The organism is Enterovibrio norvegicus, assembly GCF_002876705.1.
Lineage (GTDB): Bacteria > Pseudomonadota > Gammaproteobacteria > Enterobacterales > Vibrionaceae > Enterovibrio > Enterovibrio norvegicus_B.
On record NZ_MDAG01000013.1, the window covers coordinates 5,597 to 31,929 of the forward strand.

Genomic DNA, 26,333 nt, shown 5'->3' on the forward strand with positions numbered 1-26,333 from the left:
CTCGATAAAACCACAGGCGTTGAATTCAACTTAGCAAAGATAGCCACATGATTTTGCATCGAGTATGGGATTAGTTTGATGAGCCTTTTGAGATTAAACAGCCTGCGACAAAGAGAGGAATTAGCTAGCCAAACATCGCAAACTTAAACACTGAGAAGAACTGACGGATAACGCCCTTGTTAACTTGCAAAATGCAGTGGGCTAAAATTGAGCGGAGCGAAATAGCCCGCTGTTTTTTGTCCAGTTGAACAGCTTGTTATGTGTAAGCTCATTTAACTAGCGCTGTAAAGATTCTAATAGATTAATTGCATCTTTTACTGGCGTTTCAAGCCATTCACCAAATTCAATAAAGTTTATTTTGTCTTGCCAAATAATCACTATTTCAATATCAGGATCTATTTGAAAGCCAAATTGCCCTTCACAGAATGCCCATACATCATCTGTAGTGGGATCCTTTAAAAACACAAGATTATCTCCAAACATTGAAATGCTCTCTGTTATTAATTCAGAGCCGAAATTGTTATACCTCTCTAAAACAGTTTCAAAGCTTTCAAGTATATAATCTATTTCAGGTTGCAAATATCTTGGGTCAATTACTCGACTCATAGAACACTCCACTGACACATAACAGTGTATTCAACCCCAAAATGGGGCGATTAAACACACCATTTTGTCCAATAATAACAAGCTATCATTTTTACTAATGAGTAACAGCTTGATTTCATGTAACTATCGTTAAAATCTCAGTTTTAACTCGCAGAAATACCCCAAAACGGCGTGCGTCGGTATTATACCCCAAAAGCAATATCACTGTATAAAAACACAGCTAAAGGATGGGTATGAAATCACTCTTTTTGACCACCATAAGCGAACAAATGTACAAACGCCGATATTCAAAACGTACAATAAAAACATACCTACATTGGATTGCTGAATACATTCGATTCCATGATAAAAAGCACCCATCAACAATGGGTGATACAGATGTAGAAGCTTTTTTAAGTGATCTAGTAAACAGGAAAAATGTGGCGGCGAATACGCAGGCGGTCGCGCTAAATTCATTGGTCTATCTGTATCGTGAGATTTTAAAATCTCCGTTATCACAGTCCCTAAACTTTGTATCAAGCCAGAAAAAGCAAAAGCTACCTGTTGTGCTCACCCCTCAAGAGATAAAACGGTTTTTAGAGGGGTGTGATGCCAAACACCATCTGCCCTGCGCACTGATGTATGGAAGTGGTCTGCGTATTATCGAAACCGTCAGATTACGTGTCCAAGACATTGATTTTGATTATAAGTGCATTAAAGTCATTGATGGGAAAGGAGGAAAGAACCGCGTTGTGACATTGGCACCTGAACTCTTTGACGCACTTCGCTTACAAATAAAGCATGCTGAATATTGCTTGAGTTTAGACAATGCGAACCCCGTATTTTCTGGCGTTTGGATGCCGCATAGACTCAGAGAAAAATACCAACATCAGAGTCACTCTCTTCCTTGGCAATACCTCTTTCCTTCTAACAAGCTCAGCATTGACCCTGAAAGTGGATTGGCAAGGCGTCACCACCTAGACGAAAAACAAATCCAGCGTTCGGTTCGAAAAACCGCCATTCAAGTTGGAATAAAAAAGCATGTGACGCCTCACACGCTAAGGCATTCGTTCGCGACACATTTACTACAATCTGGCGCCGACATTCGAACAGTCCAAGCACAACTTGGACACACAGATGTTCGTACCACTCAGATCTACACGCACATACTGCAAAATGGTGCGCATGGCGTCACAAGCCCCTTGTCTCGGATATAGCCCCCCTTCGTTCAAACGAAAAAAACCGCAGCCGAAGCCGCGGTTTTTAATTCTAAAATCGCGTTGAAATTAATCTTCCATTTCAGCGATTTTCACTTTCCATGTATCAGGGCCGATTTGGTGTGCATTGTCACCGCGTGAATCCACGGCAACGGTCACTGGCATGTCTTCTACTTCAAATTCGTAGATCGCTTCCATACCCAAATCTTCGAAGGCCACGACGCGGGCTTTCTTAATGGCTTTTGCTACCAAGTAAGCAGCACCGCCAACAGCCATCAAATAAACCGCTTTGTGCTGTTTGATGGATTCAACCGTTGCAGGGCCGCGTTCTGCTTTACCAATCATACCAATAAGACCAGTGTCACCAAGCATCATCTCGGTGAACTTGTCCATACGGGTTGACGTTGTTGGGCCTGCTGGGCCAACCGCTTCATCACCCACTGCATCAACAGGGCCGACGTAGTAAATGAAACGTCCGTTGAAGTCGACGCCTTTTGGCAAGCCTTCACCGTTGTTCAACATTTCTTGAATACGTTTATGTGCCGCATCACGACCTGTCAGGATTTTGCCTGAAAGCAGTACAGTCTCGCCGGTTTTCCACTCTTGAATGTCATCTTTGCTGATTTCATCAAGGTTTACGCGGCGCACGTTATCGCCCACTTCCCACGTCACTTCTGGCCACTCTTCCAGTTTTGGTGGCTGAAGGTCGGCAGGGCCTGAACCATCAAGGGTAAAGTGAACATGACGCGTTGCTGCACAGTTCGGGATCAAACACACAGGCTTTGATGCGGCGTGTGTTGGGGCGGTTTTGATTTTCACGTCAACCACTGTGGTTAAACCGCCAAGGCCTTGTGCGCCAATGCCGAGTTTGTTCACGCGATTGAAGATGTCTAAACGCAGTTCTTCTTCTGCGTTTTCAGGACCACGATCGATCAGCTCTTGAATGTCGATGTGTTCCATCAGAGATTCTTTTGCCAGCACAGCCGCTTTTTCAGCCGTACCGCCAATGCCTATGCCCAACATGCCTGGTGGACACCAACCTGCACCCATGGTTGGCAGTGTTTTCTCTACCCACGCTGCCACGTCGTCTGACGGGTTCAGCATCACCATTTTGGTTTTGTTTTCAGAACCGCCACCTTTGGCTGCGATTTGGATTTCAACCGTGTTGCCCGGCACCATGTTGATGTGAACAACGGCGGGTGTATTGTCTTTGGTGTTTGAGCGCTTGCCTGCTGGGTCGGCAACAACAGATGCGCGCAATGGGTTGTCAGGGTTGTTGTACGCACGGCGCACACCCTCATCCACCATTTGTTGCACTGTCAGGTCACTTTCCCATTGCACGTTCATGCCAATGTTCACGAAACACGTCACGATGCCTGTGTCTTGGCAGATTGGGCGTTTGCCCTCTGCAGACATGCGTGAGTTGATCAGAATTTGTGCTATGGCATCTTTCGCGGCTTGGCTTTGCTCTTTGTTGTACGCCTTTTCTAGCGCCTGAACAAAATCGATAGGGTGATAGTAAGAAATATACTGCAGGGCGTCAGCGACACTGTCGATGACGTCTTCCTTACGAATGACAGTCATAATTGCCTCTTTAATTGTTATAGATTCCATGGCGCTGTCTGCCCGTTTGTAGTCACAAGCTATACAGTGCTTCCAGTTAACGTTCGTTACCTACCCTGTGTGCACAAAGGCGCAAAGGTCTGGCCTTTGCAACATCTCTGTATTTGGGTAGTGTAGGCTGCTTTGGCGGGTTGGGGATGATTCACCCAGTGTATTCACCTTTCTTGGCAACCTGTTACGTATCCTTGTTAATGCAGTTTTCTGATGCGATTTTATAACAATATTCCGATGAAAAGCGTTAAGAAAGGCAGCGAAACCGTCTTCTAATAACGCAAAAACACAATAGAGTGTGCAATCTGCGTCATTTGACCCGAATGCCGTTGATTCTGCGAAATCTCAACGCGGGAATGTTCGTCATAAAACCCGCGATTATGATACTCTTACGGTCCATTCAGCGCCAACAGACGCGTCAATACCGATCACAAAAACACGAAAATGACAGAATCGAGACGAATGCCCATCACCCTGCAGTTTTTTGAGTACTCACCGACTCGCCTTGCCGATCTATTTTCACGCGTTGAAGCGCATTCTTGGTCAATGTTGTTGCAATCAGCGGCAGCTTCTCACCCTGATAATCGTTTTGATATTCTGGTTGCAGACCCTATCGCCACGCTATGCAGTGATGATGGCGAAAACACGATTCATTATCGTGATGGCGCTGATAAGAATGAAACCATCGAGCACAACAGTGACGACCCATTCCACGTGCTCCGTCGTTTGCAAGAGGCATTACTCCCGGAACTCGAACCGATTGCGCCTTGGCCATTTCTGGGCGGTGCTCTGGGGTATTTCAGTTACGACTTGGGCCGACAAGTAGAAACGCTACCGACCCTTGCTGACAACGACATTGCGATCCCTGACATGGCAATCGGCATGTATGATTGGGCGTTGATTGCAGATCATAAAGAACAGAAATTGGTGCTGATCCAGCCTGAAGGACAAGATCGCTGGGCGTGGCTGAATGCCCAACAATCGCCTTTAACGTCTTCATCATCTGAACAAGACAAAAACCCTGCGTCGTTTTCGCTCACTGACGGTTGGCAAGCCAACATGACGCCAGAGAGCTATGAGAACAAATTCGATGCGGTGCAAGCCTATTTGATGTCGGGGGATTGCTACCAAATCAACCTTGCGCAGCGCTTTGAAGCCCCCTATCAAGGCAGTGAATGGGAGGCTTATCAACGCTTGGCAGAAAACAATGGCGCACCTTTCTCGGGCTTCTTGCGATTAGATAACGCGGCGATGTTGTCCGTGTCGCCAGAACGCTTTTTGCAATTGCACGGTAAAGAAATCGAAACCAAGCCGATAAAAGGAACAAGGCCCCGCGGCAAAACGCCGTCTGAAGACGCCGAAAAGATAGAAGACTTGCTCACCGCAGAAAAAGATCGCGCGGAAAATTTGATGATTGTGGACCTGTTGCGGAATGATATTGGCCGCGTGGCCTCGCCGGGTTCGGTAAATGTGCCTAAACTTTTCAATATCGAGACGTTTCCGGCCGTCCATCATCTAGTCAGTACTGTAACGGGAACCTTGGCTGACAACGCGCATGCCATTGATTTGCTCAGAGCATGTTTCCCTGGTGGTTCAATCACTGGCGCACCGAAAGTGCGCGCAATGGAAATCATTGAAGAATTAGAACCCCACCGTCGCACCATCTATTGCGGCAGCATTGGCTATCTCAGCCGTTGTGGCACCATGGACACGAGCATCACCATTCGTACCTTGGTGTGTCACAAACAGCGTATTTACGCTTGGGCTGGCGGTGCAGTGGTTGCTGACAGCGAAGCCGCATCGGAATACCAAGAAACACTCGATAAACTGAGTAAGATTTTACCCGTTCTTTCTGCGTAGCACGCCGTCGCATTAGGTTTTCACCCCGCGGCAAATCCGGTGCTTTGTTGACGCAGCGCTTTGATGAACACATATGGAAAGGAAATCATGTTAAAAACGCCAGGGATGGAAAACGATGAACCGTTAACCTTAGAGGTACTGCAGCGATGCACTCGCCAGAACCCTATGCGCCCCCTATCCCGTCACTGGCTTGTACAACGATTTAGCCTAAGTCCTTGTAACAATTATGATGAGCGTGTGTTACAGCGCGCTCGTGATGCCTTCATGCAAAACAACACCACTGAACTTCGAGAAGCCGCGGTAATGATCGCCCTTGCTGAGCGCAATGGCGAGTTACAGGTATTGCTCACCAAAAGAGCGATGCATTTGAAGCATCACCCTGGGCAAATCAGCTTCCCCGGCGGCAAGGTGGAAAGATCAGACAAAGACATTGTTGAAACCGCGATTCGAGAAATGGAAGAAGAGATCGGCGTATCGACGACGCGAGACAACCTTCTTGGCTGTTTAGCCCCGCTGCCGACGGTTAGCGGCTACTTGGTCACACCCGTGATCGCCTTTGTTGACGCGGATTATGAGGCGGTGATTGATGCAAACGAAGTGGACTGCCTATTTGAAGTACCACTTGCCCAATTCATGAGACGCAACGCCATCGCCAAACAACCGTTTTTGGTGCGTGGAAAAACGTACGACATTTATGCCATGACCTACCAAGAGCACTTAATTTGGGGGGTGACGGCGCAAATTCTCCATACACTGAGCCAGCAACTTCACCTTCATTGATGCCAAATCTCACTCCGCTTTTTCGCCCTTAAAACGCTAACATTTGTTGATAATTTAAAATTATTTTTAGGCTATTAAACATCGTTTTTAAACGATAAAAAAGCGATAGCGCGTAACAAAAAATATTCTTTCGGCCTCCTTACATTTACATAGAAAAGTGATCTTAATCACAGTTTAAAATGCAAATATGTAAACAATACGCGTCGACTATGATCCGTTACGTATTTTTTTGGTGATTAAACGATGCAAACCACCCAATCCACCACAACTTCAAGCGCTGCCAAAATGAAATGGTCTGCGCAAGATACAACTTGGATGCTATCTCTGTTCGGAACAGCGGTAGGTGCAGGTATTCTTTTCCTTCCAATCAATGCTGGCTTAAACGGATTCTGGCCGCTGGTTGCTTTGGCGCTGCTTGTTGGCCCAATGACGTACTTCGCTCACCGTGGCCTAGCACGTTTTGTACTGTCTTCTAAAAAACCTGGAAGCGACATCACTGAAGTTGTTGAAGAACACTTCGGCGCGACCGCGGGTAAACTCATCACTCTTCTGTACTTTTTCGCGATTTACCCGATCGTTCTGATTTACGGCGTTGGTATCACCAACACGGTTGATTCTTTCATGGTGAACCAACTTGGCATGGAATCACTGCCACGTGCCGTTCTGTCTATCGTTCTTATCCTGGGTATGATGTCTGTCATGCTTGCGGGTGAAAAACTGATGCTGAAAGTCACGCAGTTCTTGGTTTACCCACTGGTTGCTATCCTGCTGTTCATGTCTATCTACCTGATCCCTGATTGGAACACGTCTGCGCTGCAGCAAATTCCAACCGCAGGTGATTTCATGACAACTATCTGGATCTCTATCCCTGTATTGGTGTTCGCGTTTAACCATAGCCCTGCAATTTCTGCATTCTCTATGGCACAAACACGTGAATACGGCGACAACGCTGAGCGCAAATCAAACCAAATCTTGTTCCGCACTGCGGGCATGCTACTTGGTTTCGTTATGCTGTTCGTGTTCTCTTGCGTACTGAGCCTAACGCCTGCTGACCTTGCTGAAGCAAAAGCGCAGAACTTGGCAGTACTGTCATACCTTGCGAACAAGCACGAAAGCCCATTCATTTCTTACTTGGGTCCTGTCGTTGCGTTCGTTGCTATCGTTTCTTCTTTCTTCGGTCACTACATGGGTGCACGTGAAGGTCTGAACGGTTTGATCATCAAGCAACTACGTTCACGCAATAAAACAGTTAACCTGAAGAAAATCGACATGTTCACTGTTGCGTTTGTGATTATCACAAGCTGGATTGTTGCGACCATCAACCCAAGCATTCTGGGTATGATCGAGTCACTGGGCGGCCCTATTATTGCGACGATTCTGTTCATCATGCCGATGTACGCAATCAAGAAAGTGCCTGCAATGAAGAAGTATGGCGGCAAAGCCAGCAACATCTTCGTGACCTTCATGGGTGCGGTAGCAATTTCAGCGATTATGTACAGTTTCGTATCGTAAAATTTCGTGTAAACTAGCCGACCTGTAAAAGAGCAAGGATTCTCTAATGACCTTGCTCTTTTTTGCTTTCCAATCACGAGCCATGGAATTCCTTTCCTGCTCTGAATCTGGTCGCCTCCACGGATGGATAACTATTTAAGAATAAATCCAAATGCGCGCTTAATGTAAACCGCGCGCATTGACTGAGGTATGACAAATGATCAGTGTTTTTGACATCTTTAAAATCGGCGTAGGCCCATCTAGCTCACACACTGTGGGCCCAATGAAAGCGGGTAAGTCTTTCATCGACGATTTGCGCAGTATGGAAAAACTGCGTGATGTAACAAAAATCACCGTTGACGTATACGGCTCTCTGTCTCTGACAGGTAAAGGCCACCACACCGATGTTGCTATCATCATGGGTCTTGCGGGTAACACCCCAGAACACGTTGATATCGACAGCATTCCAGGCTTTATCGCACGTGTTGAAGAAACCGAGCGTATGCCTGTTGGTATGCATTGCCACACTGTCGATTTCCCACGCGACGGCGGCATGAACTTCCACACGTCGAACCTGCCTTTGCACGAAAATGGTATGGAAATCCACGCGTGGGTCGGTGAAGAAAAGATCTACACCAAAACCTATTACTCTATCGGCGGTGGCTTCATCGTTGATGAAGAGAACTTCGGCAAAGAAGACGAAAACAAAATCAAAGTCCCTTACGATTTCAACAGCGCAGAAGAGCTGCTGACACATTGTAAAGAAACCGGTTTGTCTATCAGCGCAGTTGTCATGTCTAACATGCGTGCTATGCACTCAGAAGACGAAATTCAAACGTACTTCGGTAACATCTGGCGCACCATGCGCGAATGTTTAGACCGCGGTATGAACAATGAAGGCGTGCTGCCTGGTCCACTGCGTGTTCCACGTCGTGCTGCGGCTCTTCGCCAACAGCTTATTGCGTCTGAGAAGTTCTCAAACGACCCAATGGCAGTGGTTGACTGGGTAAACATGTTTGCCTTTGCTGTGAATGAAGAAAACGCTGCCGGTGGCCGTGTTGTAACAGCACCAACCAATGGCGCGTGTGGCATCATCCCTGCGGTATTGGCGTACTACGACAAGTTCATTCAGAACGTAGGTCCACGTGAATACATGCGTTACTTTGCGGTATCTGGCGCAATTGGCGGCTTGTACAAGCAGAATGCCTCTATCTCTGGCGCAGAAGTGGGCTGTCAGGGTGAAGTTGGCGTGGCGTGTTCTATGGCGGCTGCAGGTCTGGCTGAGTTGATGGGCGGTAGCGCACAGCAAGTGTGTATCGCGGCTGAAATCGGCATGGAGCACAACCTAGGTCTAACGTGTGACCCAGTTGCAGGTCAGGTTCAGGTGCCGTGTATCGAGCGTAACGGCATTGCGGCAATGAAAGCGATCAACTCAACGCGTATGGCGCTTCGTCGCTCGTCTGAGCCGCGTGTGTCGTTGGACAAAGTGATCGAAACCATGCTGGAAACCGGCAAAGACATGAATGCGAAGTACCGTGAGACGTCTCAGGGCGGTCTGGCAATCAAAGTTATCTGCTAATACGCAGTAACGAATTCATAGTCTCTGGCAACGATATCGACTCTGGCAACGATATCGACTCTGGCGACAACGCGAATACCTCGTGAACTCACCAGAAAAAAAGAAACCCGCCGATTGGCGGGTTTCTTTTATCCATCACTTTTCATTTCAAGCGGTGGCCAACATACGTTCTTCTTCTTTCACGACATGCCGCTCTGCAGCGTCTATCGCGCGATAAAGGCGCATCTTGGTTGCACTAAGCCCCAGTCCAAGCACTTGGCTGATTTCTTCAAGGGATAAATCGTGCTCAAAACGCAGTACGAGTATCTCTTGTGCCGTCTTTGCCAAGTTTCGAACAGTGTTGGCGATGCCTTGTTGCTCTGCAGCAACGGGACACACTTCTTCACTGCCCTGCTCTTCTGATTGCTCTTCCGAAATGAAACGCTGATGGTGTGTAGCACGTTTCTTTAAATAGCTTCTGCATTGATTGTCTGCAATTGCATATAACCAACTTCTGAATGCCGCTTCGCCGCGGTAGGCGTGGATGTAGCGGTAGCTACGAACAAGGGTCTCTTGCAATACGTCATCCGCATCATAAGAACAACCCAGCCACGCCATGCATCGACGATGTAATGGTGAAAGATAACGAGCGACCACTTGGTCAAAATAGTGGCGAGCTAATGGGTCCCCCGCCTGAATCTTCGCTATCTGTTCACGCTCACTGTTGAGACAGTTTGAATCCACTGAATGCATGATTAATACCCTCCTGGTATTCGAGTGGTGCACTCAACCTAGCCAAACCAAGATCAACAATCAAACAGTGTTTTCTATTCAAAACTGACAGATTTTTGGGCAATTTAAACACGCGTTTTCAAAAAAATATTGAACAGCGTTTTTTAATCAACAACTTACAAACATCATTATCGAACGCCGTTCAATTACCCTACAATTTTTGTGCATTCAACCAGATAGTGTATTTCTCACCGCTGACACACATTATCAAAACTGGCCGCAGGTCTGACCACCATATTCTTATACAACGAGAGACGATAATGGGTGTTTTTTTAGCCATTTTTGTTTTGGGGAAATAGCCATATAAATGCAACAAGGTGCATTAAAAATATTAAATCATATGGCATTCAATGAGTGAGCCTATTCAATCCTCTTTCCTAGTGCTCTGCTTAGCCACGCATTCAAGCTTCCCCGCTAACCTTCACATAGCAATATGTCGAACCTCTGCCTCTAACCTAAGCCTCTAACTTCTGCCTCTAACTTCGGTTTCGCATCTCGGCAGCCTCTTTGTTCCCACCTTGCTTGCTCCGCACTTACTGAATTTCAGCCATAAAAAAAGCCCGCTATATATAGCGGGCTTTCTGAATGCGTATCGCGTCAGCAATTAAGCCGTTGCTTTTTTCGCTACTACTGCGCCAACTGGCTTCGTCACGAATGACAGAACAACAGCCACTGCCAGCATCGCTGCACAGATGGTGTATGCCATGACGTAGTTACCGGTCATGTCTACTGCGGTAGCCGCAACAACTGGACCGATGAAGCCACTTACACCCCAAGCGGTGTATAGCACGCCGTAGTTACCACCGTAGTTTTTCAGACCGTAGTAATCAGCAGTGATAGATGGGAATACCGCCAGAAGCGTACCGTAACCCACACCAGCAACCGCAGCACCTACCATCAGAGTGAACTCAGTTTGGTACGTTGCAAACATCATCATGTTGATGCCTTGCATGATGAACGCAATCATCAGCGTTTTGATACCACCGATCTTGTCAGACAAGATACCAGCAGCAACACGGCCACCTGAGTTGAAGATAGCAAGTACAACAACAAGGAATGCAACTTGGGTCAAATCAGACTGGTTGATAGCGATAGAGGTAATGTTACCAATGATCATCAGACCTGCAGAAGACGCCAATGCGTACATCAGCCACAGTGAGTAAAACTGTGGTGTCTTCATCATTTCACGCCAGCCCATGTCAGCATTAGCAGCGCCGCTTTTCGCAACGTAGCCTGCAGGCGTTTCTGGTGTGTAGTCAGCCGGTGGATTGTTGATCGTTAACGCCAATGGAACAGCGATAACCAAAATGCCCACACCTAGGATTAAGAAGCTGGTTTGGATGCCGTAAGTATTGATCAGCATTGACGTCAGTGGTGCAAGGTAAACCGCAGCCAGACCAAAGCCCGCAGCGATAAGACCGTTAACCAGACCTTTCTTAGAAGGGTGAAACCACTTCATTGCCGCTGGTGCAAGACATGCGTAACCGAAACCGATACCACAACCTGTTACCAAGCCAAAGCTCAGTAGCAGAGTCATAGGAGAATCAGCAAAGCTTGAAACGATCATGCCAAGACCGACCATCACGGTGCCTAGGATCAACACTTTACGTGGACCCATGCGATCTTGAAGGTTACCCGCCACTAGCAAAGAAAGCGCAAAACAGATAGTTGCGACGGTGTAAGGCATAGATGCATCAGCGTTTGACCAGCCTTGCTCTACCAATGACTGCTTAAATACAGACCATGCGTACAGAATACCAATACACATATTGATAAAGAAACCAGCAGCCAAAATGCCTGCAGCTTTGTTCATTTTTTTCATCTTACGACTCAATAGACTCACAAATCACAAGGTGTCACGACAATCAAAGAAGCGCGTCACCCACGAAATAAAATATTTTTGGAAATGTTCAAAATAGTTTGAGAACAACCAAAGCGCGCGGAGTCTATCAAGGAATCTCAATGTGATCAAAATCTACTTTTGATCAGGGTCAAAATAGTTGCTTATTTGGCGAAAAAACAAACGAGAAGTGTAAATGGCCAAACATGATGCACGGAAGGAAATGCGACGAAACCCTTGTTTAATAAAGGCTTCGTTGCAATACACACTCTTTTACAGGTAGACACATCTGTTACCAGCCGCAGTAACAAAAGATGATTCAGATGGGCTGATAGATCACAACCCATCTGCAAATTATTTCAAAGACGGTGTTTCATTAGTGAATCAATACCGATTGAGCAACGGCTAACGCGTACTGAAACCTTTGCTTTCTAAAAACGCTTTCATAAAGGGGCGCGCTTCTTTATCTAACGTGCCAGAAATTTGATCGCTCCAGCTCATTGCTTTATTGCCACCCGTGCGCGTTCGATAGTATTCACGAATGGTTTGGTCGTAGGATACTAATGTGTCGTCATCCATCAACTGATAGGTATCTTCATGTATATATAAAGATGAAGGTAAGCGCGGTTTCACCTCGGGATCTTGTGCTGGATGCCCCAGGCACAAACCAAACAAAGGGATCACATGCATCGGCAGTCCGAGCAATTCACTCACTTTCTCGGGGTTGTTTCTAAGCCCCCCAATATATACACCCCCTAACCCTAACGATTCCGCTGCCGCTAACGCGTTTTGCGCAGCCAATGCGCCGTCTATTGCACCGATCAAGGTCTGTTCAGCAAAACCCAGCTTTGCATCTGGCTTGATCTGCAAGTGGCGATTGAAATCGGCGCACCATACGAAAAACTCAGCAGCCTCGGCAACATAAGGCTGTCCGCCTGCGTATTCAGCCAGCAAACGACGCTTTTCCTGATCAACAACGCGAATGACACTTGTGCACTGAATGAAACTTGAGGTCGAAGCGGCTCTCGCACAATCTAAAATTGCGTTGCGCTGTTCATCAGATATCGGTTGATCATTGAACTTACGGATAGAACGGTGGGCAAGTAAGGCATTAATGACGTCGTTCATAGAAAACTCTCAGTTCCTTTGTAGAACGTTAATATTCTGCAATTACACCGTAAAAAGCAAAACGGGTACGCAAGGTACCCGTTTGGATCACAACCCATATCTCATTGATATCAATATGGGTCGGCTTCTTCAGCAACGCTTTCCGACTGACAAACTCGCTCAAGAATGTGCACTAGCCTGTCTTTACTCAATGGCAAAGGGTTTCCTTTAATTGAACTCGAACGCATCGCCGTTGAAGCGACATCGTCAAATAAGGTCTCACACAACCCCAACTCTGTGAGTAACGGCAGGCCGAGGCGCTTCAAGGTGCGTTGTACCCACACAATGCCATCGCTTGGCTCTGCGTTCTGTCTTCCCGTGAGAATGACCGCTAATTGGCGATAACGGTTCAGCAGCGTAATGCGCCCTGCTTCGCGTGCTGCCAAAATGTTTTCCGCCATAACATATGGCGCAAGTTGCGCAGTGATTGCGCCATGCGGAGCATCCAACATACCGCCAAGGGCGGCTGCCAGGCCATGAGCTGCACCCAGTTTGGCATTGGATTGCGCCATGCCACCCAGCATAGAAGCAAACGCCATGTCAGCGCGTGCTTTCGGGTCATCTTCTTCACAGGCGTGAATAATGGCGGGCGCTAAACGGCGTAAACCTTCTTCACACACCATGTCCGTAAGCGGGTTTGGATCACCACACACATAGGCTTCCATCAAATGTGTAAACGCATCCATGCCGCAGCGTGCAGACAGTTCTTTGTCTGTGCCGTACGTTAATGTGGGGTCAATGATCGCCATGTCGGGGATCAGGTCTGTACTGCGCAGCGCTGCCTTGACGTTTTCTTGCGCAGAAATAAGCACCGCATTGCGCGTCACTTCCGACCCTGTGCCTGCCGTGGTCGGTACGGCAATACAAGGCAATGGCTTGGCGGTCAATGGCAGCGCGCGCCCCACCACTTCTACATAATCGTAAACGCTACCTTGGTTAGGAATGAGTGCCGATAAGGCTTTACCTACATCCATCACACTGCCACCGCCCACTGCAATCACCATGTCAGGTTTAAACACTCGTCCTGCCGCGGCCATTTCTTCGACCATTGCGATGAGCGGCTCGCCGTGCACAGAGAGTTGTTGGTAGCGCATTCCCTGCTGTTTCAAATAACCCAGCAACGGGGCTGCACGTTGCTCATCTTTGCCTGTCACCACTAAGGCGCTGTAACCAAATTGATTGAGCATTGAGAGGGAATGACTTAACGCGCCCTCACCGAAAATAATCCTTGTCGCCGTCATGAATTGAAACATGGCTCTTCCTTTTCAAAAACATCTGCCGACCAGCATCACTCAACCTTTTCCGTAGCATCTTGATTCAACGCAGGATTCGCTTGTTCATTGGGCATTGTGTTTCGCTTGTGTCGATGTCATCACATCTCGACGGTGCGTCAAAAAGAGGACAACACGCATTGATAGGCAACCTCTATCGAATTAAGAGACAAAACCTTCTTTTCTCTTCTTTGAGCTTGAGGCATAGTAATCACAACTTTCAGAGATAGACCAAACACAGGATGTGTTGGTGGCTGATATCTCTCACCATTGATTATGAAAATAGGATTCTAGGTATGTTCGTTGTTATTTTTGGTCGTCCAGGTTGCCCTTTCTGTGTTCGCGCAAAAGATCTTTCCGACAAACTGAAAGCTGAGCGCGATGATTTCAACTACCGCTATGTTGATATTCATGCTGAAGGCATCAGCAAAGCCGACCTAGAAAAAACGGTTGGTAAGCCAGTGGAAACTGTTCCACAGATTTTTGTTGACCAAGAACACGTTGGTGGTTTTACAGAATTCGAAGCGTATGCAAAAGCAAACCTGGGTCTGTACAACGAGTAATTTGGATCCATACAACGGGTTCGTATTGCTATAAAACGCGCGTCTACTTCTCCCATCAGAAAATAGACACAACGCGTGCAAACACTCATACAAAAGTCAGCGTAACCGCTGGCTTTTTTCGTTAAAAATCAGCACAAAAACCAATACTTTTTTCAAACCCACAAACAACTGTCCAAACTCTGACAAGCCTCTGAAATAAAATGCCAAAATTACCGCAACTTTCCATTACAAATCATCCAAAATGCGTATAATGCCCGTCCAGAATTTCCCTTTCCCCGCACGCGGATTACGGTTCAGTGAACATAGACGTCTACAACCTGCTCGTACAAAACGATATTCTTTTGCTCTTCGTTGTTCTCGCTATTGGTTTAGCCATTGGCAAAATTAGAATTGGTGGTTTCCAATTCGGCAACTCCATCGGCGTGCTCGTCACCGCCCTGAGTTTTGGTCACGCGGGGTTTAGTTTTAGCCCTGAAGCGCTAAACATTGGTTTCATGCTGTTCATTTTCTGTGTGGGCATTGAAGCGGGACCTAACTTCTTCGGCATTTTCTTCCGAGACGGTAAATCCTATTTGATCCTTGCGTTCACGGTGTTGAGTGCATCCATCGGCATCACGCTGTTGATGCAGTATCAATTCGGTGTCGACGGCAGCATTGCAACCGGCATGATGGCGGGAGCAATGACAGCAACCCCAGTGTTAGTGGGTGCAAAAGATGCGCTCAATGCTGGCCTCGCTGGAATGGATTACTCCCCCCAACAAATCGCCGCGATGATTGACAACTTAAGTGTCGGTTACGCCCTCGCGTACTTAGTGGGCTTGGTGAGCTTGATTCTTCTCGCCAACTTGATGCCAAAACTGCAAAAAGAAAACCTCGAGCATTCCGCGCAACAAATCACTATGGAACGCGGTTTAGGGTCGTCTTCACAGCGTAAAGTCTATTTGCCTATCATTCGCGCCTATCGCGTAGGGCCGGAGCTCATCAATTGGGTCGATGGACGCAACCTCCGTGAGTTGGGTATTTATCGTCAGACTGGTTGTTACATAGAACGCATTCGACGCAACGGCATTCTGGCGAACCCAGATGGTGACGCTATCTTGCAAGAAGGCGATGAAATCGCATTGGTGGGCTACCCAGACAGCCACGCGCGTCTTGATCCTTCATTCCGAAACGGCAAAGAAGTTTTCGACCGTGACTTGCTTGATTTACGCGTGGTTGAAGAAGAAATCGTCGTAAAGAATGACAGCATCATTGGTAAACGATTGTCTGATCTGAACCTGTCTGAATACGGCTGTTTCTTGAACCGTGTTGTCCGTGCACAGATTGAAATGCCAATGGACCACAACATCCTGCTTTCTAAAGGGGACGTGTTACAAGTCAGTGGCGAAAAACGCCGCGTAATGGGACTGGCAGAACGCATTGGTTTTATCTCAATCCACAGTCAGGTTTCTGACATGTTGGCGTTCTGTTCTTTCTTCATTTTCGGTCTGATTTTTGGTTTGATCACCATGACGTTCGGCCAAATGACACTCGGGCTGGGTAATGCTTCCGGCCTACTGATTGCAGGCATTTTGCTCGGCTTCTTACGTGCGAACCACCCAACATTTGGTTACGTGCCGCAAGGCGCGATCAACATGGTGAAAGAACTTGGTTTGATGACCTTTATGGTCGGCGTAGGCCTAAGCGCAGGTGGTAACCTTTGGGAGTACCTGCAACAGATGGGCTTTACCATCATGTTTGGCGCGCTGGCTGTCAGTGTTGTGCCTGTTATCCTCGCGTATCTCGTGGGCGCGTACGTGCTTAAGATGAACCGTGCATTGTTGTTCGGTGCCATTATCGGTGCGCGTACCTGTGCACCTGCCATGGACATGATCAACCAACATGCACGCAGCACAGTGCCCGCCCTGGGTTATGCGGGTACCTACGCCATCGCCAACGTATTATTGACCTTCGCAGGTACGCTGCTCGTTATTCTGTTCTGATCGAGAATCGAATCAATAGTCAGCCAAGATTCAGCGAACAGCGTTACACTGTTCGCTGAATTTTTTTATTCCTCTAATCTTGCTGGCGTTTCTCTTTCGCATCCCCTCGGTCGCTGAAAGACGTTGCTGAAAATCATCGCTGTTGAAAGATAGCCGTCGAAATATAGGTGTCGAAATATGCGTGTCCTCATCGTTGAAGATGATCCCCTCCTCAGTCATCACCTTAAATCCGAACTGTCAGAGCTTGGAAACCAAATCCATTGCGCAAGCACCGCAGAAGAAGGGTTGTTTGTCGCCAAGGATTACCCCAACGACATCGCCATTGTTGATTTGGGGTTGCCTGACAGAGATGGCCTGAGCCTGATACGTGACATTCGCCGTGCGGGTATACGTATGCCTATCCTGATCCTGACGGGCCGTGCAAACTGGCAAGATAAGGTCTCTGGCCTTGATGCTGGCGCTGATGATTATTTAGTTAAACCCTTCCAAAAAGAAGAACTCGTCGCACGCTTGAATGCCTTGGTACGCCGCAGCGCAGGCTTCGTAAAACCTGAGATCAATGCCGACAATATCTGTGTTGATTTGTTGGCCAAGAAAGTCAGCGTAAAAGAACAGCCTGTCGAGCTCACCGCCTTTGAGTACGATCTGTTGGAATACTTGATTCGACACAGTCGCCAGGTGGTATCCAAGCAACGTTTGCTTGATGTGCTTTATCAAGACCAAGAAGGCGACCCAAATACCATCGAAGTCATGATGAGCCGCTTACGCAAGAAACTGACACAAGCCGGGCAAGATAATCCGATTTCTACCGTTCGCGGTCAGGGATACATTTTCGAAATTAGCGCCAGTTAATCACAACACACCGCTGCGAAGAATCTGATGATAAAACCTAAAATGCCTTCTCCGATCCATCGACGCGTGATCACCACGTCTATTTCCATTATTTTGGTGTTCACCGTGGCGTTAGGCTTGGTGCTCAACCAACTTTACAACAAAAGCTATTTGGCACTGTATTCCTCAGATTTACTCTCCGCGGTGCCTCAGATTGTCGGCGAACTTAAGCGCGATAATTTGCTTGAAATTGACGCCAGTAGAATCCATGTTGCGCCGGAGAATCGTGCCGAAATGGGCTCTGTGGAATCTGACTATATGGCGTTTATCTGTCAGCCCGACAAATCCTTATTCTGGATGTCTAGCCACGCGAAGGGGCTTGGCCTCAGCGATATCTGCCAAGTCCTGCCTTATGATCTTGTTGACCCCGAACTCATCATGTATAACACGCATCCCTACGTGGTTCATGAGATCGCAGAAGGCTCAGGTTTAATCGAAGATAAATTCTTCGTAGTACGTGAAGTTGCACCTCAACTGGAACGATTGTCGGCGATAAAGAGAAAAACATGGTTCTATCTTGGCATTTTGTTCATTACCACGACTGCCCTGCTTTATGCGGCGTCTTACTGGAGCTTCAGCCCACTACGAAAACTGGCAGGTGAGCTCAACGAGATTGCAGAGTCTCGCCTTGAAAAACTCAATACCGACTACCCGTCCGAACTGGAAGACGTCACCGATGCACTCAACCGAATGATCGAATTGAGGAAAGAACAAACGCAGCGATATCGTCATGCCATGGATGATTTAGCACACAGTTTAAAAAGTCGGTTAGCGGCGACCAATGCGTTGCTTGATGACAGCGCTTTGAGTCGAGAAATGATGAGCAAGCGCATCGTGGAACAAGTCAGCCAAATGGACGACATGGTGCAATATCAGCTTAAACGCGCTTTGGTTGGTCAACGTGGATTGGTTCGAGAAAAATCAGAGATCAAACCGTCGGTGGATAGCCTCACGGGAATGCTATCAAAAGTGTATCGAGACAAGCCTGTGAACGTGACCCAAGATTTGCGAGAACTCGAATCTCTGCCTCTCAACAAAAACGATCTAACAGAATTGCTCGGGAATCTGCTCGAAAACGCGTTTCGCTTTTGTATTGGTGAAGTGCGGGTTCGCACCCGAGACACCGTAGAAAGCTACATCTTGTTGATTGAAGACGATGGCCCCGGCATTCCTGAACCAATAAGAGACTCGGTGTTTCAACGAGGCGTTCGTGCAGACCAACTGAACCCAGGAACAGGCATAGGCTTAGCCGTTTGTCATGAAATCGTGGAAAGTTACGAAGGCGTCATCAGTGTTACAACATCAGAACTCGAAGGCGCAGCGTTTGTGATTCAGTTTCCGAAGCAACGTTAGCGCGACAATGTTAGCGAGACAACGATAGCCAGTGTGTATAAAAAAGCCGCTTTTTATCACTTTGACATGCAATTTGAGAAAGGCGGTAATTTCACTGACTTACATTGGCCCTTTTTATCGCCGAATGCCGCATTTTTAGGCACTTCATGTCGGCAATATTTGGTGGCACAGCATTTGCTCTAATAGACTGTTAGAAACTATTGAGAGTAAATGATGCAGGCAATCCAGTGGCTTAACGATCAACGAGAGTTGTTGTTAACTCGCCTCAAAACACATTTTGTGCATGCAACGGCGCTCTTCGTCGTGCTTGCCTGTGGCCTGTGGTTCATCATTCCTCACCCCGTCATTCCTGTTGCCATTGGCCTTATCCCTCTCGCCATTCTGATTACCATCAGCCAGCCTGTGTTATTGGGTCTGTTGTTTATCGCCTTTTCATTTTTTCGTCTTCACGAAGCTTTCGCGCCTTTATATTCCCTAAAAATCCCACTAATGCTCTCTTTGGGCACACTGACCACCTTGGCGTGGCACATCGGTATCAGTGGAAAAATTCGAATGTTCAACTGTGCTGAACTGACGGGTTTCTACGTATTTTTTGCACTCGTCACCATTGGCATCCCTCTGGCTGGAAACCTCGGTGAAGCGTTCAATTATTACAAACAGACGTACATTAAAATCGGCATCATGACCCCTGCTCTGGCTTGGCTTTTGTGTAACGTTCAACACTACAAAAAAGCCCTGAACATGATTTCGATTTCAGGTCTGCTTATTGCGCTGGTAACGATTTACAACAAGGTCAATGGCATTGGCATGGTGGAAGAAACACGCGTTACTGTTGGGCGCGATTTAGGATCAGTGCTTGGCGACCCCAATGATTTAGCCTTGGTGCTGCTGTTTCCGTTCTCTTTCACGTTGAGTATTGCCATGACGCCGGGTTTGTCGAAGAAGCAGCGTTTCTTCGGCCTTGTTACGGCCATCGCCATCTTCATCGCTATCATTGGTACACAAAGCCGAGGTGGCTTATTGGGCATACTGTCAGCGCTTGGCACACTGGCATGGCGACGGGTGAAATCCAAAGCACTGCTGTTCACCTTAGGCACCATCGTCTGCACCATTTTATTCTTTGCAGCGGGCATCAGTGACCGTAAATCAGGTGGGGCAGCGGAAGAAGGGCTAGATGCATCAGCAAAAGGACGCCTTTACGCATGGGAAGCCGCTTTCTTTATGGCTGTCGATAATCCAATTTCTGGCGTAGGTCTCAACAACTTTTACTTCAACTACTTCTATTATTCCCCCCACTGGGATGGGTTAAACCACGCCGTTCACAGCACGTGGTTTGGCGTATTGGGGGAAACGGGATTTATCGGCCTGATCGCCTTCCTTGTCATGACGTTTATTATCTACCGTTCAGCCCTTAAGACGGTCAATATCGTGGTGGCAAACGCCACCTATTACTCGCCCGTCGTTCGAACCATCGGCGAAGGACTTTACTCAGGCATCATCGCGTTTTGTGTTTCAGGCACTTTTCTTACTCAGGGTTTCACATGGCCTATATATATCCTTTTGGCGCTGACCGCAGCGGTATCAAACTATGTCAGGGTACAAGAGGTAGAAAGGAAGAAAGAGGCTGAAGCCAGAGGAGATGCCGACGATGAACCCGAGGATGTACCACAGACAGCCAAGAACGCATTCTCACGCCCTGCTCGACCCGTGATCCCCAATCCGTATGCAAAGAAAAGGTAGATGCGAGATTAGAAACTAGAAATCTTGAGAAGAAGCATCGAGATAATAAAGAAAAAACCGACAAGCATAGGCATAACGATGGAATTGAAAAAGGCCGCTGAGCGGCCTTTTACGTGGAAAGCGGTGATGAACAGCCAGTTGTTTTAGTCGGCGTTCAGCAAGTCGTCTTTCGCGGCAAGCAGGTACTGATACATTGACCAGTAAGTCAGCGCTGTTGCTACGTAAAGCGCAGCATAGCCGATGTACAACACGATATCGTCATGTCGCCAAATCAGCATGGTCAGTGCAAACATCTGTGCGGCGGTTTTGAATTTACCCACCCAAGACACTGCAACGTTAGCGCGTTTGCCAAGTTCAGCCATCCACTCACGCAGTGCTGAAATAATGACTTCACGGGCAATCATGGTTGCCGCTGGAATCGTGACCCAAATGGAATGGAAATGCTCGGTGATCAACACCAGTGCAATCGCCACCATCACCTTGTCTGCGACAGGGTCAAGGAAAGCGCCAAATCGGGTTGTTTGCTCAAGGGTTCGAGCGAGATAACCATCAAGCCAGTCAGTGAAACCGGCAACAACGAAAATCAGAGCAGCGACCATGGCCGACCACTCATAAGGCAAATAGAACGCCACAACAAAAACCGGAATTAATGCGATGCGTATGAGAGTCAGAATAATTGGAATGTTCAGTCGCATAGTTTTTATTTCTTATGAATGACCGCGTTATGGTGCTTGAAACTCACGGCTGTTGCAATGACGAATGAATCTTCTCAGCCAAAACTCGGCTAATTCCCGGCACTTTGGCTATTTCTTCAACAGACGCACGCTTAAGTTCCTGAATTCCGCCTAAATACTTGAGCAGTGCTTGTCGACGTTTTGGACCCACGCCTTCAATTTCTTGCAACACACTGCTCTTTCTCGCTTTTGCGCGTTTTGCTCTGTGCCCTGAAATCGCATGGTTATGGCTTTCATCACGAATATGTTGAATAAGGTGCAACGCTGGCGAGTCCGACGGCATAGAAAACTCTTCGCCAGACACTTTAATCAGCGTTTCAAGCCCCGGACGACGCGTGGTGCCCTTAGCGACACCCAACATGAGCGGATGCTTAGGCCAATCAGCCATAAGCGGACCAACGACCTCCCACGCACGATTTAGCTGGCCTTTACCGCCATCGACCAAAATGATGTCAGGGATTTTCTCTGGGTCGACTTGCTTGCTGTAACGACGCTCTAGCACTTGCGCCATCGCTGCATAGTCATCACCACCGGTAATGCCCGTGATGTTGTAACGTCGATATTCAGATTTCAGCGGTCCATCTTGGTTGAACACCACGCATGAGGCGACGGTTTGCTCACCCATGGTATGACTGATGTCGAAACACTCCATGCGTTTCACTGACTCGAGATTTAATGCCTCTGTCAGCATCGCAAAACGGTTGTGGATCGTCATCTTGTGATTAATCTTGCTGGTTAACGCGGTTGCTGCATTGGTTTGTGCCAACTTGAGGAAGCGTGCCCTCGCGCCGCGCGGTTTGCTTTGAAGGTGTATTTTGCGTCCTGCAATTTCTGATAACGCACTGGCAAGGGATTCAAGTTCTTCCCCCATTTCCTGTCCTATCAAAATGCTTGTTGGGATCGTTCGCCCTTCCGCTTGGTTCAAGTAGAACTGACCAATAAAGCTGGAGACCAATTCATTGGTTTCTGTATTTGCAGGCATTTTCGGGAAATAGCTGCGACTACCTAACACCTTACCTTGGCGCAAAAACAGCACGTGAATGCAGGCAATCCCGTTCTCGACTGAGACACCAATGGCATCCAAATCATCATCACTGTCTTGCGAAACAAACTGTTGCTCTTGGACACGACGGAGTGATTGGATTTGGTCGCGAAACTCGGCGGCTTTTTCAAATTCCAGCGTTTGGCTCGCGGCTTCCATTTTCTCCACCAGCGTCGCAATCACCTGTCGATTTTTGCCCTGCAAAAACATGCGGGTGAAATCGACAAGCTCGTTGTACTCTTCATCCGAAATGATGCCTTCGACACAGGGGGCGGAACAACGACCAATCTGATACATCAAACAAGGGCGTGTGCGGTTGCCATACACGGAGTCTTCACACTGACGGACAGGGAATATTTTCTGCAGCAGATACAAGCTCTGCCTAACAGCGCCAGCATCAGGAAATGGTCCGAAGTATTCACCTTTGCGCTTTTTCGCACCACGATGAATAGACAATCGTGGATGTTTACTGGCAGACAAGAAAATATAGGGGTAAGACTTATCATCACGTAGCAAGACGTTGTAACGCGGAAGGTGCTTCTTGATCAAGTTGTGCTCAAGGATGAGCGCTTCTGTTTCACTGTGGGTGATCGTCACTTCAACATTGGCAATGTTTCGCACCAATGCGCGTGTTTTTTCGCCAGGGACGTTTTTGCGGAAATAGCTAGAGAGTCGTTTCTTTAACGACTTGGCTTTACCGACATAAATGATCTCACCGGAGGCGTCCATCATACGATAGACGCCCGGTTTATCTGAGACAGTCTTTAAGAAATCTTTGGCATCAAACACAGTGAACAGAAATAGTTAGAGAGTTTCTGTGTCTAGCATACCATGACGAATTGCCAGATGGGTTAATTCAACGTCGCCGTTAATTCCCAACTTACTGAACAATCGATAACGATAACTGTTGACGGTTTTAGGGCTAAGGCTCAACTGCTCTGAAATGTCCGTCACTTTTTGCCCTTTGGTGATCATCAACATGATTTGAAGTTCACGCTCAGACAAATTCTTGAACGGATTTTCCGCCGCAGGCGAAAACTGACTTAGCGCCATTTGCTGTGCAATTTCAGGTGAAATGTAGCGTTGGCCACTGTTCACCGCGCGAATTGCCTGAACCATTTCATCCGCCCCTGCACCTTTAGTGAGGTAGCCAGCCGCTCCTGCTTGCATGACTTTGGTCGGAAATGGGTTTTCAGTATGAATAGTTAGAACAATAATCTTGGCGTCGGGGTTGTAGCGTAGGAGCTTTCTCGTTGCTTCTAAGCCACCGATACCAGGCATGTTCATGTCCATCAAGATAATGTCCGCATGATTGCTACGACACCACTTGACTGCTTCCTCACCGCTTTCGGCTTCCCCTACCACTTTAACACCACGAACGTCTTCGAGAAGACGTCGTATCCCTGTGCGAACCAGCTCGTGATCATCTACAAGGAAAACACTTATCAAGCTTGTTTCTCCACTATGATTTTGGCTCGCCTTGCGCCGGGATGGCGCTCGACTTGAACTGCATATTACTTGAGTTTAACCCAACAATAAAAGAGCGAACACATTGATTATGTGTAAAAGAACATGTTTTTCGTTTTAAAACGTAACAAATAAGCCAACAAGGTCAAAAAATTCAGCATGTCTTCATTCGTTGGCGTGAAAATCTGTTTAAACCCAAAAAGTTAGCGTCAGTGTCTATCTTGCACACAAAACACAAACTGTCTACCTTTCAGTACAGATCATTGCCCAACCCTGTTCTATTCCACTATTTTGTATCAAAAAGTCGCGTCATTGAGAATACTATAAGCAAAAGTTATGGCACATTTTCGATCCCATAAGTACGCTAAAAAAGACATTACGTCACCACAGCTAAGAAGGAAAAGACAATGACATTAACCCTTGGGATATTGCTGTGTGATGATCACTATCCAGAGTCTCAAGCGGTATATGGGCACTATGATGAAGCCTTCAAGCGCCTTTTCGACAACAGTGCTGTGTCTTCCTTTGTGACCTACCGCGTGTTTGAAAACACCTTCCCAGCATCTCCCTCAGAATGTGATGTTTGGTTGGTCACGGGCAGTAAATGGGGCGTGTATGAAAGCGACCCTTGGATTACCCAGCTCATCAACTTTGTGCAACGCTGCGACCAAGAAGGCCAGGCATTAATTGGTGTCTGCTTTGGTCACCAATTGATCCACCTAGCATTGGGCGGAAAAGCAGCCAAATCCAACAAAGGATGGGGAATGGGTCTCTACCCTGTCGGCATTCTCGACCAAGACGCGTTCGATACGGGTGCTCAGCAAGCCTCCCTCAATTTGATAGCTGTGCATCAAGACCAAGTCTTAGAGTCCGCGCCTGATTTCGACGTCTTAGCGGGTTCCGATTTTTGTCCCATCGCCATCACTCAAAAAGATACCCGCGTATTGACCATGCAATGCCACCCTGAGTTCACGGATGAGTTTCTACTTCAATTGATTGAACGCTTGAGAGAAAAAGCGGGCGATGAAAAAGTGGATGAAGCCGCAGCGATTATTCGTGCGTGCGGCATGGGTGACAGAAGCATCGTCATCCATCGCCTGTTTGCGTTTTTGGATCAGCAAGTGGTGTCACGAGAAAAACGCCAAGCCTAACGACACAAGATCCAAGATTGGGAAGACCCCATCCTCTTCCCTCTCATCTTTCATCTCTCACCTCTCATCTTTCATCTCTCACCTCTTATCTCTTATCTCGCACCTCTTAACTCGCACCTCTGTTCTCTTACCTCATTGCATTTTTTGATGTGTACATTCTCAATATGCAAACCAAGGTGGCTATACGCACAGAATACGGTTACATCTTATTGAATAATAAGACTTACTATACTGGCATTTAATTTGCTCCTTTGTGTTCATCAAACACGACGGGAGCTAAGCCATGACATCATCGTTAAACCAGCCGCTGATATTTGTTGGACCACCACGTTCAGGTGTGACGCTGATTTCTAACTTGGTTTTCCATCATACCGATCTGTGTTGGCTCGATGAGAGTTTTGAAAAACACCCGCGCTCGCAATGGCAAAACCGTGTGTTCACCCAAACCAGCCAATGGCGTTCTTTTGGCGTGCTTGGCAACACCATGCTTTCAGGAATGGCACGAGAATTCGCATCAACACCTTCAGAAGCCCTGTCATTTTGGGACGACTATTCACGTGATGAAATTGATTTCTTCCGTGGGTTTGCAAAAGGTAAACATGCCACGCCCATTGAAATTTCAACCATCAAAGAGGTGCTGAGAAAACGCTTAATCGCGACGCAGCGCCCTCGCCTTGCGTTGAAATTTACAGGCCCATCGCGCTTGCATTATTTAAGCAGCCTGTTTCCCGAAGCGAAGTTCGTGAACATCGTTCGCGATCCTGCCTCTACCGTCAACTCTATGCTCTCGACAGAAGAATGGGAATATCAAGGAAAACATATGCTGTGGTGGCGTGGTGCATACTCCATCAGAGAGCTTGCACAATATGACATGCTGCGTGATCACCCGATTGCGGGCACGGCATTTCAACTGAATAAATTGCTTCAGACAACCAAGCAAGAAGAGGAAGAATTAGGGCTTAACATGCTCACCATCGATTACGAGCGTTTCTCAGCGAATCCTTATGAAACAATGGCATCTATTCTTGATTTTGCAGACTTACCCGCCAGCCCACACATCAATGCGGCAATGAAACAAAACGAGATCCGATGCAGTAACAAGGTAATGAAGATGCCGGCAACCGACATCAATACCGTATATACCTGGTGTCCTGCGTCCTAATCCCCTCGCCCACGACATTCAATAAGCGAACACACAAGAACGCCTTCCCTAAACAGGAAAGGCGTTTTTTCTT

Annotated in this window: 21 protein-coding genes; 12 read left to right on the top strand and 9 right to left on the bottom strand. The window is 47.4% G+C overall.

Annotated features, from left to right (window positions below; all coding sequences use genetic code 11):
* Positions 1-276: 276 nt before the first annotated feature.
* A complete protein-coding gene (locus BCT27_RS07650; protein WP_102395464.1) occupies positions 277-606 on the bottom strand; it encodes a hypothetical protein in 330 nt (109 codons plus the stop codon).
* 233 nt (positions 607-839) lie between these two features.
* Between BCT27_RS07650 and BCT27_RS07655 the strand changes: the two genes are divergently transcribed.
* A complete protein-coding gene (locus BCT27_RS07655) occupies positions 840-1,802 on the top strand; it encodes an integron integrase (protein WP_102395465.1) in 963 nt (320 codons plus the stop codon).
* Between the two features lie 69 nt (positions 1,803-1,871).
* Here BCT27_RS07655 and BCT27_RS07660 read toward each other — a convergent pair whose 3' ends face one another.
* Positions 1,872-3,386, bottom strand: coding sequence for a fumarate hydratase (locus BCT27_RS07660; protein ID WP_102318388.1), 1,515 nt, complete (start codon positions 3,384-3,386; stop codon positions 1,872-1,874).
* 492 nt (positions 3,387-3,878) lie between these two features.
* Between BCT27_RS07660 and pabB the strand changes: the two genes are divergently transcribed.
* The 4 genes from pabB (at position 3,879) to BCT27_RS07680 (ending at position 9,126) form a co-directional block, all read left to right on the top strand.
* Entirely contained in the window at positions 3,879-5,276 is a 1,398-nt protein-coding gene (gene pabB / locus BCT27_RS07665; RefSeq protein ID WP_102395466.1) for an aminodeoxychorismate synthase component I, read from the top strand.
* 87 nt (positions 5,277-5,363) lie between these two features.
* Positions 5,364-6,056 (top strand): CoA pyrophosphatase, encoded by a 693-nt coding sequence (locus BCT27_RS07670; RefSeq protein WP_017010844.1) that lies wholly within the window; start codon positions 5,364-5,366, stop codon positions 6,054-6,056.
* Between the two features lie 243 nt (positions 6,057-6,299).
* A complete protein-coding gene (locus BCT27_RS07675; RefSeq protein ID WP_102318385.1) occupies positions 6,300-7,568 on the top strand; it encodes a serine/threonine transporter in 1,269 nt (422 codons plus the stop codon).
* Between the two features lie 196 nt (positions 7,569-7,764).
* Positions 7,765-9,126, top strand: coding sequence for an L-serine ammonia-lyase (locus BCT27_RS07680; protein WP_074928719.1), 1,362 nt, complete (start codon positions 7,765-7,767; stop codon positions 9,124-9,126).
* 147 nt (positions 9,127-9,273) lie between these two features.
* On the opposite strand, the gene BCT27_RS07685 is transcribed toward BCT27_RS07680, so the two are convergent.
* The 4 genes from BCT27_RS07685 to BCT27_RS07700 all read right to left on the bottom strand — a co-directional run bounded on the left by BCT27_RS07685 (position 9,274) and on the right by BCT27_RS07700 (position 14,157).
* Positions 9,274-9,858 carry an RNA polymerase sigma factor gene (locus BCT27_RS07685; protein WP_017011775.1) on the bottom strand — a complete coding sequence of 195 codons (585 nt, stop codon included), beginning with the start codon at positions 9,856-9,858 and terminating at the stop codon, positions 9,274-9,276.
* A 643-nt stretch (positions 9,859-10,501) separates the two neighbouring features.
* Positions 10,502-11,719, bottom strand: coding sequence for an L-lactate MFS transporter (locus tag BCT27_RS07690; protein WP_102395467.1), 1,218 nt, complete (start codon positions 11,717-11,719; stop codon positions 10,502-10,504).
* Between the two features lie 423 nt (positions 11,720-12,142).
* Positions 12,143-12,865, bottom strand: a complete 723-nt coding sequence (gene nfsA, locus BCT27_RS07695; RefSeq protein ID WP_102395468.1) for an oxygen-insensitive NADPH nitroreductase — start codon at positions 12,863-12,865, stop codon at positions 12,143-12,145.
* 110 nt (positions 12,866-12,975) lie between these two features.
* On the bottom strand, positions 12,976-14,157 hold the full coding sequence (locus tag BCT27_RS07700) for an iron-containing alcohol dehydrogenase (RefSeq protein ID WP_102391701.1): 1,182 nt from the start codon (positions 14,155-14,157) through the stop codon (positions 12,976-12,978).
* Between the two features lie 314 nt (positions 14,158-14,471).
* On the opposite strand from BCT27_RS07700, the gene BCT27_RS07705 reads away from it, so the two are divergent.
* From BCT27_RS07705 to BCT27_RS07725, 5 genes are all read left to right on the top strand, one after another.
* A complete protein-coding gene (locus tag BCT27_RS07705) occupies positions 14,472-14,738 on the top strand; it encodes a GrxA family glutaredoxin (protein ID WP_017011768.1) in 267 nt (88 codons plus the stop codon).
* A 296-nt stretch (positions 14,739-15,034) separates the two neighbouring features.
* On the top strand, positions 15,035-16,720 hold the full coding sequence (locus BCT27_RS07710; protein WP_017017574.1) for an aspartate:alanine antiporter: 1,686 nt from the start codon (positions 15,035-15,037) through the stop codon (positions 16,718-16,720).
* A gap of 177 nt (positions 16,721-16,897) precedes the next feature.
* Positions 16,898-17,572, top strand: a complete 675-nt coding sequence (locus tag BCT27_RS07715; protein WP_102395469.1) for a response regulator — start codon at positions 16,898-16,900, stop codon at positions 17,570-17,572.
* A gap of 27 nt (positions 17,573-17,599) precedes the next feature.
* Positions 17,600-18,964 (top strand): ATP-binding protein, encoded by a 1,365-nt coding sequence (locus tag BCT27_RS07720; RefSeq protein WP_102318380.1) that lies wholly within the window; start codon positions 17,600-17,602, stop codon positions 18,962-18,964.
* A 210-nt stretch (positions 18,965-19,174) separates the two neighbouring features.
* Positions 19,175-20,704, top strand: coding sequence for an O-antigen ligase family protein (locus tag BCT27_RS07725; RefSeq protein WP_102395470.1), 1,530 nt, complete (start codon positions 19,175-19,177; stop codon positions 20,702-20,704).
* 143 nt (positions 20,705-20,847) lie between these two features.
* On the opposite strand, the gene pgsA is transcribed toward BCT27_RS07725, so the two are convergent.
* Genes pgsA through uvrY form a run of 3 tightly spaced genes read right to left on the bottom strand, consistent with a single transcriptional unit; the run spans position 20,848 to position 23,929 of the window.
* A complete protein-coding gene (gene pgsA / locus BCT27_RS07730; protein ID WP_017009184.1) occupies positions 20,848-21,399 on the bottom strand; it encodes a CDP-diacylglycerol--glycerol-3-phosphate 3-phosphatidyltransferase in 552 nt (183 codons plus the stop codon).
* A 43-nt stretch (positions 21,400-21,442) separates the two neighbouring features.
* Positions 21,443-23,269: an excinuclease ABC subunit UvrC gene (gene uvrC, locus BCT27_RS07735; protein ID WP_102395471.1), complete on the bottom strand. Its 1,827-nt coding sequence runs from the start codon at positions 23,267-23,269 to the stop codon at positions 21,443-21,445.
* Between the two features lie 15 nt (positions 23,270-23,284).
* The gene (uvrY, locus tag BCT27_RS07740; RefSeq protein ID WP_102318377.1) at positions 23,285-23,929 is read right to left on the bottom strand and encodes a UvrY/SirA/GacA family response regulator transcription factor; all 645 of its coding nucleotides are present in this window, start codon (positions 23,927-23,929) and stop codon (positions 23,285-23,287) included.
* 425 nt (positions 23,930-24,354) lie between these two features.
* On the opposite strand from uvrY, the gene BCT27_RS07745 reads away from it, so the two are divergent.
* Together BCT27_RS07745 and BCT27_RS07750 are read left to right on the top strand one after the other, a co-directional pair.
* Positions 24,355-25,098, top strand: coding sequence for a glutamine amidotransferase-related protein (locus tag BCT27_RS07745; protein WP_102395472.1), 744 nt, complete (start codon positions 24,355-24,357; stop codon positions 25,096-25,098).
* Between the two features lie 283 nt (positions 25,099-25,381).
* Positions 25,382-26,260 (top strand): sulfotransferase, encoded by an 879-nt coding sequence (locus BCT27_RS07750; protein WP_102395473.1) that lies wholly within the window; start codon positions 25,382-25,384, stop codon positions 26,258-26,260.
* Positions 26,261-26,333: the final 73 nt, after the last annotated feature.

What these genes read in the sequence shown, in the direction of transcription:
- BCT27_RS07660 (WP_102318388.1), bottom strand. Translation starts at nt 3,386, where the DNA reads ATGACTGTCATTCGTAAGGAAGACGTCATCGACAGTGTCGCTGACGCC.
- BCT27_RS07700 (WP_102391701.1), bottom strand. Translation starts at nt 14,157, where the DNA reads ATGTTTCAATTCATGACGGCGACAAGGATTATTTTCGGTGAGGGCGCG.
- BCT27_RS07745 (WP_102395472.1), top strand. Translation starts at nt 24,355, where the DNA reads ATGACATTAACCCTTGGGATATTGCTGTGTGATGATCACTATCCAGAG.
- BCT27_RS07715 (WP_102395469.1), top strand. Translation starts at nt 16,898, where the DNA reads ATGCGTGTCCTCATCGTTGAAGATGATCCCCTCCTCAGTCATCACCTT.
- BCT27_RS07705 (WP_017011768.1), top strand. Translation starts at nt 14,472, where the DNA reads ATGTTCGTTGTTATTTTTGGTCGTCCAGGTTGCCCTTTCTGTGTTCGC.
- BCT27_RS07675 (WP_102318385.1), top strand. Translation starts at nt 6,300, where the DNA reads ATGCAAACCACCCAATCCACCACAACTTCAAGCGCTGCCAAAATGAAA.
- nfsA (WP_102395468.1), bottom strand. Translation starts at nt 12,865, where the DNA reads ATGAACGACGTCATTAATGCCTTACTTGCCCACCGTTCTATCCGTAAG.
- pgsA (WP_017009184.1), bottom strand. Translation starts at nt 21,399, where the DNA reads ATGCGACTGAACATTCCAATTATTCTGACTCTCATACGCATCGCATTA.
- BCT27_RS07650 (WP_102395464.1), bottom strand. Translation starts at nt 606, where the DNA reads ATGAGTCGAGTAATTGACCCAAGATATTTGCAACCTGAAATAGATTAT.
- BCT27_RS07750 (WP_102395473.1), top strand. Translation starts at nt 25,382, where the DNA reads ATGACATCATCGTTAAACCAGCCGCTGATATTTGTTGGACCACCACGT.
- pabB (WP_102395466.1), top strand. Translation starts at nt 3,879, where the DNA reads ATGCCCATCACCCTGCAGTTTTTTGAGTACTCACCGACTCGCCTTGCC.
- BCT27_RS07685 (WP_017011775.1), bottom strand. Translation starts at nt 9,858, where the DNA reads ATGCATTCAGTGGATTCAAACTGTCTCAACAGTGAGCGTGAACAGATA.
- BCT27_RS07655 (WP_102395465.1), top strand. Translation starts at nt 840, where the DNA reads ATGAAATCACTCTTTTTGACCACCATAAGCGAACAAATGTACAAACGC.
- BCT27_RS07690 (WP_102395467.1), bottom strand. Translation starts at nt 11,719, where the DNA reads ATGAAAAAAATGAACAAAGCTGCAGGCATTTTGGCTGCTGGTTTCTTT.
- BCT27_RS07725 (WP_102395470.1), top strand. Translation starts at nt 19,175, where the DNA reads ATGATGCAGGCAATCCAGTGGCTTAACGATCAACGAGAGTTGTTGTTA.
- BCT27_RS07680 (WP_074928719.1), top strand. Translation starts at nt 7,765, where the DNA reads ATGATCAGTGTTTTTGACATCTTTAAAATCGGCGTAGGCCCATCTAGC.
- BCT27_RS07670 (WP_017010844.1), top strand. Translation starts at nt 5,364, where the DNA reads ATGTTAAAAACGCCAGGGATGGAAAACGATGAACCGTTAACCTTAGAG.
- BCT27_RS07720 (WP_102318380.1), top strand. Translation starts at nt 17,600, where the DNA reads ATGATAAAACCTAAAATGCCTTCTCCGATCCATCGACGCGTGATCACC.